The organism is Salinispora oceanensis (genome assembly GCF_000383575.1).
GTDB classification, from domain to species: Bacteria; Actinomycetota; Actinomycetes; order Mycobacteriales; family Micromonosporaceae; genus Micromonospora; species Micromonospora oceanensis.
In genome coordinates, this window is the sequence record NZ_KB911579.1 from 5,327,147 (window position 1) to 5,344,162 (window position 17,016).

15 protein-coding genes are annotated in these 17,016 nt (G+C 68.0%); 5 read left to right on the forward strand and 10 right to left on the reverse strand.

Translation table 11 applies throughout. The features are described 5' to 3' along the window. The first annotated feature begins 87 nt into the window (after window positions 1-87). Window positions 88-1,275: an MFS transporter gene (locus SALPAC4_RS0124540; protein WP_019872650.1), complete on the forward strand. Its 1,188-nt coding sequence runs from the start codon at window positions 88-90 to the stop codon at window positions 1,273-1,275. 257 nt (window positions 1,276-1,532) lie between these two features. On the opposite strand, the gene SALPAC4_RS0124550 is transcribed toward SALPAC4_RS0124540, so the two are convergent. Beyond that, a complete protein-coding gene (locus SALPAC4_RS0124550) occupies window positions 1,533-2,237 on the reverse strand; it encodes a hypothetical protein (protein WP_019872651.1) in 705 nt (234 codons plus the stop codon). Between the two features lie 238 nt (window positions 2,238-2,475). Between SALPAC4_RS0124550 and SALPAC4_RS0124555 the strand changes: the two genes are divergently transcribed. After that, window positions 2,476-2,778 (forward strand): hypothetical protein, encoded by a 303-nt coding sequence (locus SALPAC4_RS0124555; RefSeq protein WP_223874843.1) that lies wholly within the window; start codon window positions 2,476-2,478, stop codon window positions 2,776-2,778. Between the two features lie 304 nt (window positions 2,779-3,082). Here SALPAC4_RS0124555 and SALPAC4_RS27840 read toward each other — a convergent pair whose 3' ends face one another. The 8 genes from SALPAC4_RS27840 to SALPAC4_RS0124600 form a co-directional block, all read right to left on the reverse strand. Beyond that, window positions 3,083-3,247: a hypothetical protein gene (locus SALPAC4_RS27840; protein ID WP_162562164.1), complete on the reverse strand. Its 165-nt coding sequence runs from the start codon at window positions 3,245-3,247 to the stop codon at window positions 3,083-3,085. A gap of 175 nt (window positions 3,248-3,422) precedes the next feature. Then, on the reverse strand, window positions 3,423-4,235 hold the full coding sequence (locus SALPAC4_RS0124570; protein WP_019872655.1) for an ABC transporter permease: 813 nt from the start codon (window positions 4,233-4,235) through the stop codon (window positions 3,423-3,425). Further along, the gene (locus SALPAC4_RS0124575; protein ID WP_019872656.1) at window positions 4,213-5,061 is read right to left on the reverse strand and encodes a 2-aminoethylphosphonate ABC transporter permease subunit; all 849 of its coding nucleotides are present in this window, start codon (window positions 5,059-5,061) and stop codon (window positions 4,213-4,215) included. The genes SALPAC4_RS0124570 and SALPAC4_RS0124575 overlap by 23 nt, the downstream gene beginning before the upstream one ends. After that, on the reverse strand, window positions 5,058-6,194 hold the full coding sequence (locus SALPAC4_RS0124580; RefSeq protein WP_019872657.1) for an ABC transporter ATP-binding protein: 1,137 nt from the start codon (window positions 6,192-6,194) through the stop codon (window positions 5,058-5,060). Before SALPAC4_RS0124580 ends, SALPAC4_RS0124575 begins: the two co-directional genes overlap by 4 nt. 80 nt (window positions 6,195-6,274) lie before the next feature. Further along, window positions 6,275-7,318, reverse strand: a complete 1,044-nt coding sequence (locus SALPAC4_RS0124585; RefSeq protein WP_019872658.1) for a 2-aminoethylphosphonate ABC transporter substrate-binding protein — start codon at window positions 7,316-7,318, stop codon at window positions 6,275-6,277. Beyond that, entirely contained in the window at window positions 7,318-8,019 is a 702-nt protein-coding gene (locus tag SALPAC4_RS0124590; RefSeq protein WP_019872659.1) for a phosphonatase-like hydrolase, read from the reverse strand. The genes SALPAC4_RS0124585 and SALPAC4_RS0124590 overlap by 1 nt, the downstream gene beginning before the upstream one ends. Beyond that, window positions 8,016-9,134 carry a TIGR03364 family FAD-dependent oxidoreductase gene (locus SALPAC4_RS0124595; RefSeq protein ID WP_027644787.1) on the reverse strand — a complete coding sequence of 373 codons (1,119 nt, stop codon included), beginning with the start codon at window positions 9,132-9,134 and terminating at the stop codon, window positions 8,016-8,018. The genes SALPAC4_RS0124590 and SALPAC4_RS0124595 overlap by 4 nt, the downstream gene beginning before the upstream one ends. 146 nt (window positions 9,135-9,280) lie before the next feature. Beyond that, window positions 9,281-10,021: a GntR family transcriptional regulator gene (locus SALPAC4_RS0124600; RefSeq protein ID WP_027644788.1), complete on the reverse strand. Its 741-nt coding sequence runs from the start codon at window positions 10,019-10,021 to the stop codon at window positions 9,281-9,283. Between the two features lie 152 nt (window positions 10,022-10,173). On the opposite strand from SALPAC4_RS0124600, the gene SALPAC4_RS0124605 reads away from it, so the two are divergent. The 3 genes from SALPAC4_RS0124605 (at window position 10,174) to SALPAC4_RS0124615 (ending at window position 13,667) form a co-directional block, all read left to right on the forward strand. Beyond that, window positions 10,174-10,710, forward strand: coding sequence for an HD domain-containing protein (locus SALPAC4_RS0124605; protein WP_019872662.1), 537 nt, complete (start codon window positions 10,174-10,176; stop codon window positions 10,708-10,710). 574 nt (window positions 10,711-11,284) lie between these two features. Next, a complete protein-coding gene (locus SALPAC4_RS0124610) occupies window positions 11,285-12,967 on the forward strand; it encodes a sensor histidine kinase (protein ID WP_019872663.1) in 1,683 nt (560 codons plus the stop codon). A 40-nt stretch (window positions 12,968-13,007) separates the two neighbouring features. Further along, window positions 13,008-13,667, forward strand: a complete 660-nt coding sequence (locus tag SALPAC4_RS0124615; RefSeq protein ID WP_019872664.1) for a response regulator — start codon at window positions 13,008-13,010, stop codon at window positions 13,665-13,667. A gap of 558 nt (window positions 13,668-14,225) precedes the next feature. On the opposite strand, the gene SALPAC4_RS0124620 is transcribed toward SALPAC4_RS0124615, so the two are convergent. Then, window positions 14,226-16,376 carry an MMPL family transporter gene (locus tag SALPAC4_RS0124620; RefSeq protein ID WP_019872665.1) on the reverse strand — a complete coding sequence of 717 codons (2,151 nt, stop codon included), beginning with the start codon at window positions 16,374-16,376 and terminating at the stop codon, window positions 14,226-14,228. Window positions 16,377-17,016: the final 640 nt, after the last annotated feature.

A 17,016-nucleotide genomic window follows, 5' to 3' on the forward strand; every position in this document is an offset into this window, starting at 1 on the left:
GAGATCGCATACGGCGGTGATCTCTTCATGCTCGCCTCAAGCTGACAGCGGAGCCGACGAGCGCATCGCGGGCCTGGTTGTCCTGCAGTGCTGAGAAAGTCGCCCGGTGGGCGGAGGCCCACCGCGCGGATTCGTCAGCTCGCCGTCCTAACCGGTACACACATCGTCAACGACTTCTACCAAGGGGCGACGAGCGCGATCATCGCGCTGCTCGCGGTACGCCACGGCTACAGCTACGTCGGGGTGACCGGGCTCCTGCTGGCGGTCACCGCGTCGTCTTCGATCGTGCAGCCCATCCTGGGGCTTCTCGCGGACCGCCATCGGACACCGTGGATGATGTCCGCTGGTGTACTGACCTCCGGTGTGGGATGTGCCCTGCTCGGCATCACGGAGGGTTACTGGCTGTCGTGTGCCGCCGCCGTCGTCGCCGGTCTCGGCATCGCCGCCTACCACCCGGAAAGCGCGCGGGCCGTCCGGGAGGTGGGGGGCGGCTCCGCGACGGCGATGAGTTGGTTCGCCCTTGGCGGCAATGTCGGCTACACGCTCGGCCCTGTCGCGGCCTCGCCATTTCTCCTCTGGCTCGGTCTCGGCGCGAGCCCCTGGCTGGTCATACCAGCGGTCCTGGCGGCGATCGCGGGCGGCCTGGCGATGCGTCGTCGATCGGAGTGGGCGGACCGTGAGCGGGCCCGGTCCAACGCGGCGTCCGCCCGGGACAACTGGCGCGCCTTCGGCTGGTTGACGTTGTCGATCTCGGCACGCTCCGCGGTGATCGTCGGAGTCGCCTCGTTCCTCCCGCTGCTATTCATCCGGGAGTTCGGGGTCACCCAGCAGATGGGCAGCAACTCGCTCGCGTTGTTCTTCGCAGCGGGCCTCATCGGCACGCTCGTCGGCGGCCACGTCGCTGACCGATGGGGGGAAACCCTGCCCCTCTGGTTCGGGTACGCCGCCACCTCTACAGCCCTGGTGGTACTGGCACTGACACCGCTTCCGTGGATCGCGTGGATGGCGGTCGCCATACTCGGTGTCGGTAGCTACCTGCCCTTCGGGGTGAACGTCACACTCGGCCAGCGCTACCTACCGGGGCGGGCAGCCACCGCCTCCGGCGTCACACTCGGACTCGCGGTGTCCGTGGGAGGCTTTCTCGCCCCGGTGTTCGGGCTGATCGCCGACGGTGCGGGCCTCCACGCGGCACTGCTCACGTTGGCCGTCATGCCAATCATCGCGATGGTCGCGGTCCATCGTCTCCCCGCAGTGTCGAACGAAGCCGAAAAATAGCCGCCAGCACGCCCGCGACTATCCGCCGGTACGGTCGCAGGCGCGGACCACCGTGCAAACACATCAGGTCGGCAGGGGAACCAGCAGCTCCCGCTCCATGATTCCACCCAGCCGGCGCCCGGCGGGTGCTGGTGGCCCGGCCCGACTACGACGGCACGCCGGCTGCGGCGGTGGCCCGGCTGGCCTCTGGTGGTCAACCGGCCTATTGATCCAACCGGCCTCCGCTCTGCACGCTCGGCGGTCAATGAGGATGCCGCTCACGCGTCCAGCACGGTGAGCCACTCGGCGGTCCGGGGGCGGTAGCCATGTCGGTCCGCGAGTCCCCGCACGATCGATGGCACATGACCGGCACCGTAGACGACCCCGACGTCGATCCGTTCCGACGACCGTGTACGCACCAGCTCGGACAGCACGGCAAGCAACCGGTCATCCCGATCGCCGCCGAACGTGCGCTCGAAATGCTCAGCGAACTCATCGTCTGCGTACCTCTCGTCCTTCGCGCTGGGCAGGTCGTTCAACTCGACCTCAGGCGAGAGCAGCCGCCGCGTGCCGCCGAAGAACTGGGTGACGGCCACGATCGGGATGGCACACCACATCAGAAGCCGGTATCGCTGCGGCATGGCCCGCCAGCCCTGGGCGAACTCCGCCGTCGTCACGTCCGGGTTGATCAGCTCGACGCCGAGCGACCGGTACGCGATGTTGTCGACCACAAGTCCGGAACGCCTGTTGGCCGGTATGACCCGGTAGGTGAGCGTGATGGCCCACGCAAGTACCGAGCGTCCGCTGACGCCTTCAACGACGAGCAGGTCACACTGCCGGAGCCGCTGCGCCACCGCCGCGTAGAACTCCGGGCTCGCCACATGAAGCATGGGGAACAGCACGAACTGCAACTGGCTGCCGGGGCGCCGAAGGCGCAGCACCGCAGAGCGGGTCCCGATGATGCTGTGCTCGATGATCTGCATGCCCGCCCACCTAGCGTCTGCCGGCACTGAGCTTCACCTCACAAGGTAGGTACGGAGCGCAAGCCGGACGCGCGCACATCGCCAGATCCGTGCGCCTGATCTTGGACGACGCGCGGCCCGACCTTCGCTAGCGCCTGAAGGTCGGACCTGCCGCAGCACCCAAGAGATGAGGGGCTCGACGAACGAACGTGGATGGTGCGGCGCCGCAAAGTCGTGGGAGCCTGGCTGGGTGAGCTGGGTGGCGAATCTGATGATTCAGGCTGACATGGCGGACCACGGCAATGTGCGGTCATTGAACGACTGGCTGGAGCGCGAGGCGCCACGGAGAGCCGAAGCCAGCCGGGACGTGTACGGCAACCAGGCTCGGGGAGTCGGCACGCTACCGACTCTGACCGACCCAGAGGCAAACCACTGGGGTGGTGGGAAGAACCCGGAGTGCGAGGTCTGGGCCGCCGCCCTGAATCACGCGGACCTCGACGCGCTACTCACCCAGATTCGGGCAGTGCCCTGGCGCTACCCCAGCGGGTGCAGGTGTTCCTGATGGACCAGGAGGAGTCCTACTTCCGGCTGTACATGTACCGCGATGGCACCTGGAAGCAGTACACCCCGCCGCAACCCCCAGACCCCGATGATCAGCATGCCTGGTAGTAAGCCCGCAGAGTACTGTGGTATGTGCGACGCGAAGGCAGCGCTCGTTCGGCGACAGATGAGCGCGTGGTCGCGCCAAGAGCGGTACGTCGTGTGGATCGATGTGGCAAGGTTGCCGGATCTCCTCGAGTCCTCACCCGCCGTCGAGTCGCGACCAAATCGAGGCAAGACTCCTGGCGCTCCTGGGTGGAAGCCAGTCACGCGACGAGGTCGACCGATGGGCTGCTCAGTGGGTCACCGATCCGGATGGCGGCGGTGTAGAAGACGAGGATGTCTGGTGGGCGCTGACTCAGCTGTACGGAATCGACCTGCGCCACGCTAAGGACGGCCCGCACCTGCACGACGATGAGCAGATACGACACTGGCTTCATGCCTTCCGCGCGCGCCGTCCCGGGGCGTCCTGACCACGGACACGCCCGGCATGCGGCGTGCACCGCCGGATAAGGTCGTCGCCGAGTAGGCGGTGCCGCCGGACGATGCTGAGGTAGGTGTTCCTGAGCTGTTAGACCGAGCGGTCACGATGGTTCCCGCGGACGATCACGGTGAGACACCGGTGGTCGTCCGGCCGCGGGATACTCGGCCGAGAATCAGCAACGCCACCAGGGTCGCGCCGAGCAGGATCAGCGTGGCCGCCGCTGCGTCGAACGTCCGACCCCGGTCTGTCAATGTAAAAACGGTGACCGGCAACGTCCGCCAATCCGGCGGATACACCATGATCGTGGCACCGACCTCGCCCATCGACAACGCGACCGCGAGTGCGGCGGCCGCCGACATTGCCGGCAGCAGCATCGGCAGGCGGACCCGCCAAAGCACCAGCGCGGGCCGCGCCCCCAGCGACGCGGCCACCTGGGCGTACGAGTCGTCGATGCGGGCCAGCGCGCTGGACACGGTGGCGTAGGAAAAGGACAGGACGAGAACCAGGTGGGCGATCAACACGATCCAGCGCGTGCCGTTGAGCAGCAGCGGCGGTCGACTGTACGCGACCAGGAGCCCGAGCCCAACCACCACCGATGGAATGGCAACCGGTAGGTGCAGGAGCCCGTCGGCGCCTTTACGCAGCCAGCGGGGTGCCGCGGCGAGCGCGAGCGCCGCCCAGGTGCCGACGGCCACTGCGGCCAGCCCGGCGACAGCCGCGGTCTGCAGGCTGACGAGGAGGCTGCCCTGGTTCTCGCCGGTCAGGGCGGAACCCAGGTGGGCGACGGTAAAGCCGCCGGGCAGGACATCGTTCCACTCCGTAGCCAGTGCGGCAGCCACCAACACCGCCAGCGGTGCTGCCACGATCACCAGGAAGACGGCGGCGAACAGCGCCCAGATGGGCCAGCGGGCGCTACGGGACCAGATCAGCACCACGGGCTCCCTTACGTCTGAAGATGCGGCGGTAGAGCAGGTAGAGCAGGGCGGACAGGGCGACCTCGACGACGGCAACCACGCAGGCGCTCGGATAGTCGAACGTGACCACGCCCTTGGAGTGCACCAACATCGGCAACGTGATGACGTCCTTGGCGCCGATGAAGAGCACGATGCCAAACTCGTTGAGGGTCAACAGCAGGGTCAGCGCACCACCGGCGGCAACCGCCGGGGCTATCTCCGGCAGCACGACGCGGCGCAGGACCTGGCCTGGCCGAGCACCGAGGGAGGCGGCGACCGCGAGGCGTTCCGCCGGCAGGTGGGTGAGGGCGGCGAGGGCCGGCCGCATCACGAACGGCGTGTAGAAGGTGATCTCCGCGAGGATGACGCACCACCGTGAGTAGAGGAAGTCGCCGAGTTGAAGCACACCGGCGGCACCGTAGAGAAACGTGAAACTGAGCGCGATCAAGAAGGAGGGGAAAGCGAGTAGGGTGTCGACCGCCCGGGCAGCGGCACCGGAACCAGGGAACGGGACCAGCGCCAGTACCACAGCGAAGAAGGTGCCGAGCATGATGCAACCAGCGGTAGCGGCGCCCGCGATAAGCACGGTGTTGCCGATCGCCCGGTGAAACTCACCTGCGGCCAGCACGGAGCGCCATGTCTCCAATGTTCTTACACCGTCCTCGTTGGTCACGGACTGGACGCCGACGAGCACGAGCGGGTAGATCAGGAAACCGGCGAGCACCACCAGCGGGGGAAGCGCCCAGAGCAGCGGCGAGACCCGGGTGGCGCGAGCGGGCCTTTCAACGGCGAGGGCCGCGGTGGTCACGCCACACCTGCCAAATTCTGCGGAAAGCTCTCGCCGGCGTCTCCGGCGGTTGACGCGGCACCCGCCCTGGCTACCACTGCGGCACCATGCTCCGGCAACCGAACCCGTACCGGGGAGCCGACCCGCGGTAGCCCGTCGACGCTGGGCACATCGGCATGCACGCTGACTCCGCCCGGCTCGTCGAGCCCGGCGATAAGACAGGTCAAGCGATAGTTCGCACCCCGCCACTGCAGGCCGGTGAGGACAGCTGCCAGGCCAGACCCATCACGACGTACCCCGATAGTGTGTGGCCTTACCGCAAGCCGCACGTGGGCACCGGGAACGAGCGGTCCAGGCGCCATAGCGTTGACGGTGACCGCGCCCACGTCGACCGTGCCGTTGGCATCGCGAACCGTGGCTGGCAAGAGGTTAGCCCCGCCCAGGAAGGCAGCCGTGAACTCGCTGGGTGGCTGTCGGTAGAGGCCCTGGGCGGTATCCAGATCGAGTAGCTCGGCGTCGCGCATGACGGCGATCCGGTGTGCCAGAGTGAGCGCCTCGGTCTGATCGTGGGTGACATAGAGGATCGCGATGTCCGGGAGTTCGTCCCGAAGCTGACGCAGCTCGTCGAGCATGTCAGCGCGCAGCTGCGCGTCGAGGGCGGAGAGCGGTTCGTCGAGCAGTAGCACCGGCGGCCGGATCGCCAACGCGCGGGCGATCGCCACCCGCTGCTGCTGTCCGCCGGAAAGCTCTCGCGGGTAGCGGCGGCCATAGCGCTCCATACCGACGAGCTCCAGCATCTCCTCGACCCGTCGGGCTGACTCAGCGCGCCGCATCCGCCGAGCACGCAAGCCGAACCCGATGTTGTCGGCGACGGTGAGGTGCGGAAAGAGGGCATACTGCTGCACCACGACGCCGAGGCCACGCTTGTGTGGTGGCACCCCGGTGACGTCTTGGCCGGCGAGCAGGACCCGACCGGAGGTCGGCCGGACGAATCCGGCCAGCGCTTTCAGGGCGGTTGACTTGCCCGACCCGGAGGGGCCGAGCAAGGCCACCGTCTCGCCGGTGGCTACGTCGAGCGAGAAATCCCGCAGCGCCGTGACCTGCCCGTAGCGGACGCTGACGCGGTCAAACTGGACCGCCGACGACTCGGTCATACCGTGTTCCTCCTTGGATCCGCGTTCTCCGGCCCGCACTGGCGAGGACCGGAGACAGCGGCGGGACTGGGTGCGGTCGGTCAGGCCAGACCGAGGGCCGTGTTGTAGGCAGCGATGTCCGCGTCCATTTCCGTCAGGATCTTGGCCCAGTCGGCTGGCCAGATCTCCACGCCCTGCAGCACCTGCTCGACCTGCTGGAATTGGGCGTCGGTGGGCTTGACATCGGCGCGCACCGGAACCCCGTACGCCTGCTGGGACACCTGCTCCTGGGCGGACGCGGAGAGCAGGAAGTCGGCCAGCTCTCGGCCAGCATCGGCGTGTGGGGCATCGGCCGCTAGGCCCATGGTGTAGGGGATGGACAAGGTAGAGGCTTTGCCGTCCGGACCGGTCGGAAAGAAGATCTCGAAGTTGGACCTGTCGTTGTTGATCGACGCGAGATTCATCTGGACGTCACCGTTGGCCACGTAGATCTCGCCCTTGCTGACTTTGGGCTGCAACTTGCCCGTAGACGACGACGGCCCGACGTTGTTGTCCTCGAGCTTCGCCAGGAACTCCAGGGCCTTGTCCTTACCGAGGAGGTGCTGCAGGTGCAGCAGCACGGCGGTACCGTCGCCGGCCTGGCCGGGCGTCGAGTACTGCAACTTTTGGGCGAAGGTGGGGCTGAGTAGCTCGTCGAACGTCTTCGGGGCGGCGTCAAGCTTGTCCGGGTTGTAAATGAAGCAAAGGTAGTTGTTTACCAACGGCACGTAGGTGTCGGTCACGCCGGTCACCTGGTCGGCGCCGGCCGGCGTGTAGGGCTGCAGCAGACCGTCGGCGTCGGCCTTCTGGATGTACGGCGGCAGCGTGACGACGAGGTCCGCCTGGACGTTCGCCTTCTCCTTCTGCAGCCGGGAGACGACCTCACCGGAACCGGCCTCGATCATCTGCACCGTGATGCCGGTCTGCTTTTCGAACTCGACGAACTGCTTGCTGTACCAGTCGCCGAGGCCATCAGCGGAGTAGACGGTTACGGTGGTGTCACTGTCGGCCCCACCGGAGTCGGAGGTGCCTGATCCACATGCGGCGAGGGCGAGTGAGGCCGCCGCGGCGGTAGCGAGGGCTAGCGGGAGGCGTCGCATGGCCATTACTCCTCAGGGGTGTCGGTGGGAAGAAGCAGGGTCTCGAGATCGCCGACGGAGTGGAGAACGTGGGTAGCCCCGGCAGCACGCAGTGTGGCGGTATCGTGCGCGCCGGTGCGTACTCCGGCGACGATGGCGGCACCGGCGCGACGGCCGGCGAGCACGTCCGAGGCGGTGTCACCGACGGTGGCAACCTGCCGGACGTCATCGACCCCCAGCCGCAACAGAGCGGTGAGTACCAGGTCGGGATAGGGACGCCCGCGGCCGGCCTCGGCCGGCACCAGGGTCAGATCAGTTAGGTCCTGCCAGCCCAGGGCGGAGAGGATGCGGTCGGCGGTAGCCCGGGAGAAGCCGGTGGTGAGCGCGGTACGCACCCCAGCAGCACGGAGCTTGGTGATCAATTGCTCGGCCCCGGCGATCGGTGCGCAGAGCCCGGCGTCCACGAGTAGCTCGTATGCCCGCTCAAACGCACCATTGAGACTCCGGGCCGCCGCCTCATCGCCCCCGCTGAGATGCCGGAATACAGTGATTTTTGATTCACCCATGGTGTCGCGCACGTAGCGCAACGCAGTGTCCCGGCCGATGGCGATCGAGTCGACCTCATCCAGTGCACGAGTGAATGCCTGCTCGACGAGGCCGTCGTCGGCGACCGTGGTGCCGGCCATGTCGAAACAGACGAGTCGCGTCGTACCCACCAGGGCGCTCACCAGTTCAGCTCTTTCGCGGTCTGCTCGGCAATCGCCGGCGCGCAGGTCATACCCCGTCCGCCCGGCCCGGTGACCACGACGCCGTTGTCGCTGACCCGTTGGCGTTGCACGATCTCGTTCGGGTCGAGGCACTGGGCGTAGACGCCGTGCCAACGGCGCCGGATCGCCGGCAGCGGCCGGCCAAGCAACGCCGAGGCGACCTCGACGAGGTGTTCGTAGGGCTCCTCGACCTGGTCAAAGGCGAACGGCTCGGCGTAGGCGTGGGTGTCGCCGATGGTCAGGCCACCGTCTAGGCGTTGCACCATCAACAGCTGCATGGCGTGTTCGGCGGCGACCGGCGGTTGCGGCTGGACGGAGTTCATCTCGTCGAGCTGCGGCCCCCGGTAACCGGGGTAGTAGCGGAAGGTGTCCCCGTCGGCGACCGAGGTGGTTAGCGGTACATCGAGCGGCGCGGTCTGGGCCATCTGCAACCAGACTCGGCGCACCGGCAGGTTGGGGGCGAGTTCGCGGACCAGCCCGGTGAGTACCGCGCCGGTGGCCAGGATGACCTGGTCACCAACGTGCACGTCGCCGTGGTCGTCCCGGACTCCGCGATCGTTGAGGTCACGCACCTCCCGGCCAGGCAACCACTGGTAGCGGTGGCTGGCGGCGAGCGCCGCACGCAGTGCCGGCAACGCCACCCGGGATTCCACGGCGGCGTCGCGCTCGCACCAGAGGGCGGCGGCGAAGTCGCCGCCAAGGGCCGGGTTGACCACCCGCGTCTCGTCCCGGTCGAGCAGCTTGAATCCACGGGCCGGGGCATCGGGAGCCGCCGCGGCGGCTTCGGCGACGGCGACTTCCTCGGGGGTTCGACAGACGGCGAGTGACCCGTTGGCTCGGAAGCCAATGCCGGCCACCTCGGTGCCGATCTCCTCCCAGAGTTCGCGAGCCCGCAGGGCGGTCGCCAACTCGGCACCGCTGGCGCGTCCAGAAACCCAGACCAGGCCGAAGTTGCGGACGGTCGCGCCGCGCGCTTCCTTTTCCCGTTCCAGATGCAGCACCTCGTGGCCGCGTCGGATGGCCTGCCAGGCGTGCATGGTGCCGAGCACTCCGCCGCCCACGATGATCATTCGCATGTTCTCTCCCTTGCTCAGCGAGCAGCTTTGGGGAGAGCCTTGACCTCCAGATGCAGGGAGGATGACGCGCCGGTGAATGAGCCCGAAAGGTTCGTACCTTTAGCAGCAATCGGTGCGCGTGCCCGGTCGGTCGAACGAAACCCAGGTCAGCCGAGCAGTCGGGTGGCGAACCCGATCCGGTCACCGCGATACAGGGAACGGACTCGTTCAATCGGCACCCGGTCCTGGTCCGCCGAGACCCGCTGCATGAGCAGCATCGGCTGGGCCGGGTTCGTGCCGAGCAGCATCGCCTCTCGCGGGTTGGCCAGCACGGTCTCGATGCGCTCGGTAGCCTCGGCATAGCGAATGCCGTACCGGTCGATCATGTGCTGGTAGAGCGAGCCGGTCCCGTCGAAATCAGTCATCAGGTCGGCGAACCGGCGCACCGGCAGGTAGGTGCTCTCCAGCCCCAACGGCTCGCCATCAGCAAGCAGCACCCGCTCCAGGTGCACCACCTCGTCAGTGGCAGCTACGCCCAGATCCGCCGCGAGCGAGTCACCGGCGGGCTGACGGTCGATCATGACCACACGACGGCTCGGCTGGTGGCCCATCGTGTGTAGCGCCTCGGTGTAGCTGTGCAGGCCAAGCGGCTGGAACAGCTTGGGAGCGGCGACGAACGTGCCGCGTCCACGGTACGCGCGCAGGCGTCCCTCCATGGTCAGCTCGGAGATCGCCTGCCGTAACGTGGAGCGAGCCACCCCGTATGTCGCAGCGAGCTGGCGTTCCGGCGGCAGCAGGGCGCCCTCCCCCAGTTCGGCCAGGAGATCAACCAGTCGGCTTTTGACCACAAAATACTTGGGAACCCGACCATGCTCGGGCACTCCCTCACGAACCGCCTCGACAAACACCGGCTGACCCTAACCCGCAGGGGCGCACCGCCCACCCTGGAAGCCGGCCGGGTAGCGCAGGCCCGCACGACCCGGTTCGCCATCATCGCCGGCACCTTGGGCACCCGTCCCACGGCGCCTCAGAGCGGCGGACCACCGGTAGGGTGCCGGCCATGCATGCCGTGGTTGACGCCGAAAGTCTGCTGGCCTTCCTCGCCGGGCTCGACGGGGTGTACGACGCGCCCCCACCGCTGGGAGACCCGGTGGACCTGCTGGCACACGGGCTGCAGTGCGCGGCCGTCCTGCGCAACGACAGACCAGACGACCTCGGGCTCCAACTGGCGGGACTGGTTCACGACATAGGCCACGCCGTTGGCGACGACCCCGACCATGCCCGGGTCGGCGCTGACGTCGTCCGCCCGGTCCTTGGCCCACGGGTCGCCGACCTCGTCGCCCTGCACGTCCCGGCGAAGCGCTACCTCGCCTCGACCGAGTCCGACTACGAGCTGTCGGAGGCGAGCCGGCTGAGCTTGCTGCGGCAAGGCTCCGTGATGACCAGCGAGGAGCAGGAGAAATTTCTCGCCCATCCGGCAGCGGCCGACGCGGTGACGTTGCGTCGCGCCGACGAAGCAGCCAAGATCGTCGGGCATCAGGTTCCCGGTCTCGACGTGTGGGCACCGCACCTACTCACGTACGCCAGTGGTGTGTGACGGCCACCGACCCGGCCCGTAGACAGACGCCGCGTGAGCGGCTCGCTGATCCGCTCGGCTCACTGGCAGCGTTCGTGGTGGCTAGGAATGTGGCGGCCAAGGGCTTGGCCACATGCACAGTCGGTGTCATAGAGCATCGCCCGGAGCGCCGCCCGTTCTGCCGCGGCCCATTCGACCCTCCTGGACCTCGTACTCCTCCGGTTCCGCCCAGAGGAACGCCCGCCACCACGTCCGGAAGAAGGACCCACGCATTGCGGGGTCCGTACCGCCAGGTGGAGATGCCCCTGTGGTTCGTCCTCGAAGCCCGGCGCACGGACCCGGTGCGGCCGGTGAGAATTCCGCTCGGTGCGCTCGTACGGCCTCAGCATCAGATTTCCGCGATCCCGCCTCGGCCCCGCCCAATCTCGTAGCCAGGAGGGCAGACCCAGAAAGGGTGACCGTCGGTGGCGGTGACTTGCCCGTCGGGGGATGCGCCCGTCGGTTGGCTCAATCCGCAGGTCACGGCGGCATCCGTGCGCCGTAACCGGATTGCGCGCTTTGAACACGTTCGATCGGCCTCTGTAGCATCGCTGCCGTGGACAAGCCACGCCCGCGCCGCACCCGAGCGCCGAGTCGGATCCGCACGGTCGCGCATCGTCTCCGCAGCAGTCCACGGCTCGTCGACACCGTGCTCTACGTATGCCTGCTCGGTGTGCTGGCCACCGACGCGGAGAGCCTGGCCTCCCGCCCCTGGGAGTACGCGACGGCGCCGGTCCTCATCGTCGGCGCGGTCGCCCTCTCCCGGGTCCGGCCGGCCTGCTCGCTTACCCTCGCCGCCCTGTCCGGTACGTCGTACCTCGTGAACGCCGGCGGCTCGCCGGAGTGGCCGATCGCCCTCATGATCATCATCGGCTACCTGGCCGGACGCCGGTCGGCCGACCATCGCAGTGCCCTGGTCGGGCTGAGCGGCACACTGGCCGTCGGTCTGCTGATCGCTCCCCTGACCGGGACACCGAGCCGCTGGCTGAGCATGGCGCTCACCGTGCTCGGCGCCGCCGCCGTGCCGTGGCTGGCTGGGCGCTACCGGCGGTTGCGGGCCGACCTCGCGTACGCCGGTTGGGAACGCGCCTGCCAGCTGCGCCGTGAGCAGCGGACCCGCACGTCCGAGGCGCGTACCCGCGAGCGGGCCCGGATCGCCAGGGAGATGCACGACTCGCTCGGCCACGAGCTGAGTCTCATCGCGCTGCGAGCGGGCGCGTTCGAACTTGACGACGGCTTGGACGAGAGGCAACGCCGTGCCGCCGGCGAGCTGCGGGCCACGGCCGTGGCCGCCACCGAGCACCTGCAGGAGATCACCACCATGCTTCGTGACGGGGACGGGGTGGCCATCGACGCCGCCGTCGCCGACCTCGTCGCCCGAGCGCGTGACCTCGGAGTCCCGATCTCGCTCAGCGAATTCGACGAGACCGCGGGCGCGGTCGGCGATGCCACCTTCCCCATCGCGAGCGACCCGAGAGCCTCCGGCCTCACGCCGATGGCCGCGCACGCACTGCACCGCGTCGTGCAGGAGGGGGTCACGAACGCTACCCGCCACGCAGCCGGGCTCCCGGTGTCCGTCCGGCTCCACCGCACGGCCGACGAGTTAACGGTAGCGGTCACCAATCCACTGCCGGCGACCTCGGCACGGGTCGCCGGTCCGCATTCCGGCCAGGGTCTGCTTGGCCTGCACGAGCGGCTACGCCTGGCTGGCGGTACGGTGAGCGCCGGGCCCCGCGACGGCGTCTTCGAGATCAGCGCCCAGCTGCCGATCGGAGCACGGTCCGCGCCGGCCCGCCGGATCGCACCCGAGCCGACCGGCGACGGGATACTTCCGGACCAGGCGGACCCGCCCGCCGGACCCCCGCTCGGGCTGCCCCAGGCGGAGCGGCGGATGCGGCGAAGGCTGATGGCCGCCGCCGGGCTGCCCGTCGCCGCGTTCGGTGCGCTCGGGGCCGTCCTGCTCGGCTACCACCTGCTCACGGTCGTCAACACCGCGCTCAGCCCAGCGGACTTCGACCGACTTCGGGTGGGGCAGCACCGCGACGAGTTCGCCGGATCACTCCCCCGGCGCAGCATCAGCAGCGCCCCACCGGTGCTGATCGAGCCACCGGCGCCGGCCGACGCGCACTGTGAGTACTATCTGACCAACCGCAATCCCCTAGTCATCTCTACTGACATGTTCCGGCTCTGCTACACAGGCGACACCCTGGTGACCCTGGACCGGCTCACCCGGCCGTGACTCCGGTGGTGGATCCTCGGGAGACGAGCGAGGCGCCGCTGTGATCACCGTCCTGCTGGCCGACGACGAGTTGATGCTCCGGTCCGGCGTCAAGGCGATCCTGTCCACGCAGGATGACATCCAGGTCGTGGCCGAAGCGCAGAACGGGCAGGACGCCGTCGAACTCGCCCGTTTCCACCGCCCCACAGTGGCCCTGCTGGACATCCGGATGCCCTGTCTCGACGGGCTGGCCGCCGCTGCCCTGCTGCGTGATGAAGTGCCGGAGACCAGGGTGGGCCTGCTGACCACGTTCTCCGAGGACGACCTCGTCGCCCGGGCGTTGGACGAGGATGTCCCGGGCTTCCTGCTCAAGGCCGCCGACCCCCGTGACCTCATCGCCGGCGTCCGCGCGCTGGCCAAGGGCCAGACGCACCTCGCCCCGAAGGTCGTGGAACGGCTGATCACCGAGGTCTCCGGCGGGCGGATGGCCCGCGGGATCGCCGCCCGCAAGCGAATCGGCAGCCTCACCCAGCGCGAGGCCCAGATCCTCACCCTGCTCGTCAAGGGGTTGTCCAACAGCGAGATTGCCGACCGGATCCGGCTCGCCGAGGGCACGGTCAAGACCTACGTCAGCACGATCCTGCTCCGCCTGAACGCCAAGAACCGCGTGCAGGCGGCGATTCTCGCCTACGAGGCGGGGTTGGTCGACAACGAGGACTGATCCGCGCAGGACCCGAACGGGGCCGTGAGTGGATCAACCGGCGGCGTTTCGGATGGTGAGCCTAGCCCACCCGATGCGCCAGGTACGACGCGCCGCGGCCCCTTGAAGCTGCCGACCGGGTTGACCGTCTCCACCTTGATACCGCCTCCCGCCCGATCGCGGCGCACAGGCGCTCGTCGACGAACTGCGGGGAGTCACGGAACACTTGATCGACGGCCCGGGTCGCCCTCGGCGACGCGGCCCAGGTCCAGGTCGCTCATCGCAGACGGACCGAGGTCGGCAGGGCCGCGAACCCACGGGCCTCGGCCATCACGACAAGCTGCGCGCCGCCCCAGCATCCGAAGGCGTCGTCGACAGCAAGGTTTCTGGGATGGCCACCCACCTACCCAGTACCTGGCTACCGACGGCAGGGAGGGCCACGGGTACGACGGTTTCCCATCGCTGCTGCTCACCACGACGGGCCGGCGCAGCGCGATCAGCGTGCCGCACCGGACCGACACCACCGCCCGCGCCAGGCCCTAAAGACCGATCGGCCGCGACCCCGACCGACCACGACAGCTATTCAGACTCACTGGCAACAGGGACGGACTTGCCTGGCTGGACCCTGCGGGCGACTTGCCGTGTGTGGCCGTCACCATCGGAGTCACTGATGCCGATCCTGCGGTGCAGAGCACGCAAGGGTCCGGGGGCCCACCAGTTGAACCGACCGGCCAGTCGCATGAAGGCGGGCACGAGTGCCCCCCGGACCAGGAACGCATCCATGAGGATCGCCAACGCCAGACCGACACCGATGGCCTTCAGATAGACGATGCCGGAGATAATGAACCCGAGGAAGACCACGGCCATGAGGATCGCGGCTGCGGTCACCAGACGGCCACTCCGTTCCAGTCCACGAGCCACGGCGAGGGTGTTGTCGCCGGTGCGGTCGTACTCCTCCTTGATCCTGGAAAGAATGAATACCTCGTAGTCCATGGACAGGCCGAACGCGATGCAGAAGAGCAGGATCGGCACCGTCCAGGTGATGGCGCCCGTGGCCTCGAACTCGCCGACGATCCCCTCGAGGTGACCGTCCTGAAAACCCCAGACGAGCGCGCCGAAGGTAGCACTGAGACTGAGGCAGTTGAGCACAATGGCCTTGAGCGGAATCACCACGCTGCCGGTGAAGAGGTAGAGCACCACGAGCGAGCTGGCCGCGATGAGCGCCAGTGCCAGCGGCATCCGGGAATACAGGGAGTCGAGCGAGTCGACCAGTTCGGCCGCTGGTCCGCTCACTTGCGCCTCGTACGGCGCGGACAGTGACCGGATTTGTTTGACCAGTTGCTCACCCTCGGTCGACCTGCTGTCCACCGACGGCGTGACGGCCAGGTATACGCTGCTGTCGGTCGCGAAGCGCGTCGCCCGGACGGTCGCCTCGGTCATCCGCGTACCGTCCACGAAGCTCCCGGTCATCGTGTCGACACGGGCCACGTCAGGCAGCTGCGACACGCTCGTGGCATAGCTGGTCACTGCGGAGGCGCGATTGGCACTCGCTGGAGCGTCGGGCAGCACCACGTTGAGTGGCTGCGAATCCATCGACGAGAAGTCCTCGCGCAGGGTTGCCCCGACCTGGCTCGCGCTGGCGTCCTGGGGCAGAACCCGCTCGTCGGCCAATCCCATCCGCAGCCCGAGGAACGGGGCACCGAGGAAGAGCATCACGACGATGACAACGGCGGCCACCGGGATAGGAAACCGCATTACCGACGTAGCCAGTCGATGCCAGAAGCCCTGCTCGGGATCCGGTTCGCTGCGACGCGGGAAGATCTGGAACTTGTCCACGCGGGGGCCCAGCACGGCCAGCAACGCCGGCAGGGTCGTGATGGTGATCAGCGCTGCGATCAATGCCGTCGGGATGCCGGCGTAGGCGAAGGAGCGTAGGAAGGCGAACGGGAAGATCAGCAGTGCGCTCAGCGAAAGGGCGACGGTGATGGCGGAGAACACCACGGTGCGTCCCGCACTGGCCAGCGTCGCCGAAATGGCCCGGTCCATCGCCGCACCCTGACGTAGCTCCTCGCGGTAGCGGGTGAGGATGAACAGGCTGTAGTCGATCGCTAGCCCCAGGCCCAGGCCGGTCGCGACGTTGGTGGCCAGCACCGAGACATCGGTGAACGTGGTCAACAGTCGGATCACCAGAAGCACCGACACGATGGTCAGGCCGCTCACCAGCAGTGGAAGGAAAGCCGCTACGAGGCCCCGGAACACGAAGATGAGAATGACAAAGACGATCGGGAAGGTGATTGCTTCAATTTTGATCAGGTCGCGCTCGGTGTTCTCGATGATCTCACGGTTCGCCTCGGCGGCGCCGCCGAGTTGCACCCGAAGCCCGTCCACCTCGCCGCTGTAGCGCTCGCCGAGCGCCTCCATCCGACTGTCAACCTCGTCCTCGTCGCCCTCGATCCGGGCCAGGACGAGGGCTTGGTCGCCGTCCTTACTGCGCAGGGCGGCAGGGCGTTGCTGCGTCCAGTAGGACGTCGCCTCGGCGACGCCCGGCTCAGCCGCCAACCGGCTGGTCAGCTCCGTGCCGGCCCGCGTCGCAGCGGAATCGTCCACGCCCTGGTCGGCAACAACGAGCAGGATCAGGTTGGGTGCGCCGGTGCCGAACTCCCGCTGGATGAACTCGCTCGCGCGCGCAGACTCCGTCCGGGAGTCGGTGAAGCCGCCGGCGGAAAGCATCGGAATTACTCCGCCACCGACGGCACCAGCAACTACGAACAAAGCGGCCGATATGTAGAGAATGGCCTTCCTCTTGCTGTAAGCGAGTGCGGCCAGCGTTCTCATCCTCGCCACCTTCCAGGTCTTACGTGAAGTTCCCGCGAATATCGAGCCCCGCACCAGGCAGCGCGTATCACATCGGCCGTCGAGCCATCGGCAGCATATGATGTCCGACATCTGCGGGACAACGCGACACCCGTCGCCGCGGCGGCCCTCGCGACGCCGCGCAGGCGGCCGGCGTCCAGCGACTGGCGGCTACCGGAAGAGCACATACCACAAATCCACGTTCTCCGATCAATATTGGACATTTTGTGGCCCGGTTGCGGCGACTGATCGACCGACTCGCCCACCGCGGCCGAGGGCTGGTGGTCGCCGACCTTCCCGCCTCGATCTGGCCATGTCTCGGCGTGCCAGCTCGGATGCCCTCCTGGGTACGCATGAAGTGCTCGGGCACCCGTCAGCGATAGGCCGGCAACGGTCGGCCCGGCCGTTTGCACGGCTGGTGCCCGCCGGCACCTGCAGGCTGACTCCGCGCAGCGATTCCGCTGTCGCCGCCGTCCCACCGCCTCCACAGGCACCCACGCCGGCCACTGCCCCGTGG

Coding starts and splice junctions, on each gene's coding strand:
- SALPAC4_RS0124620 (WP_019872665.1), bottom strand. CDS start 16,376: ATGCTTTCCGCCGGCGGCTTCACCGACTCCCGGACGGAGTCTGCGCGC.
- SALPAC4_RS0124580 (WP_019872657.1), bottom strand. CDS start 6,194: ATGACCGAGTCGTCGGCGGTCCAGTTTGACCGCGTCAGCGTCCGCTAC.
- SALPAC4_RS0124550 (WP_019872651.1), bottom strand. CDS start 2,237: ATGCAGATCATCGAGCACAGCATCATCGGGACCCGCTCTGCGGTGCTG.
- SALPAC4_RS0124585 (WP_019872658.1), bottom strand. CDS start 7,318: ATGGCCATGCGACGCCTCCCGCTAGCCCTCGCTACCGCCGCGGCGGCC.
- SALPAC4_RS0124595 (WP_027644787.1), bottom strand. CDS start 9,134: ATGCGAATGATCATCGTGGGCGGCGGAGTGCTCGGCACCATGCACGCC.
- SALPAC4_RS0124605 (WP_019872662.1), top strand. CDS start 10,174: ATGCATGCCGTGGTTGACGCCGAAAGTCTGCTGGCCTTCCTCGCCGGG.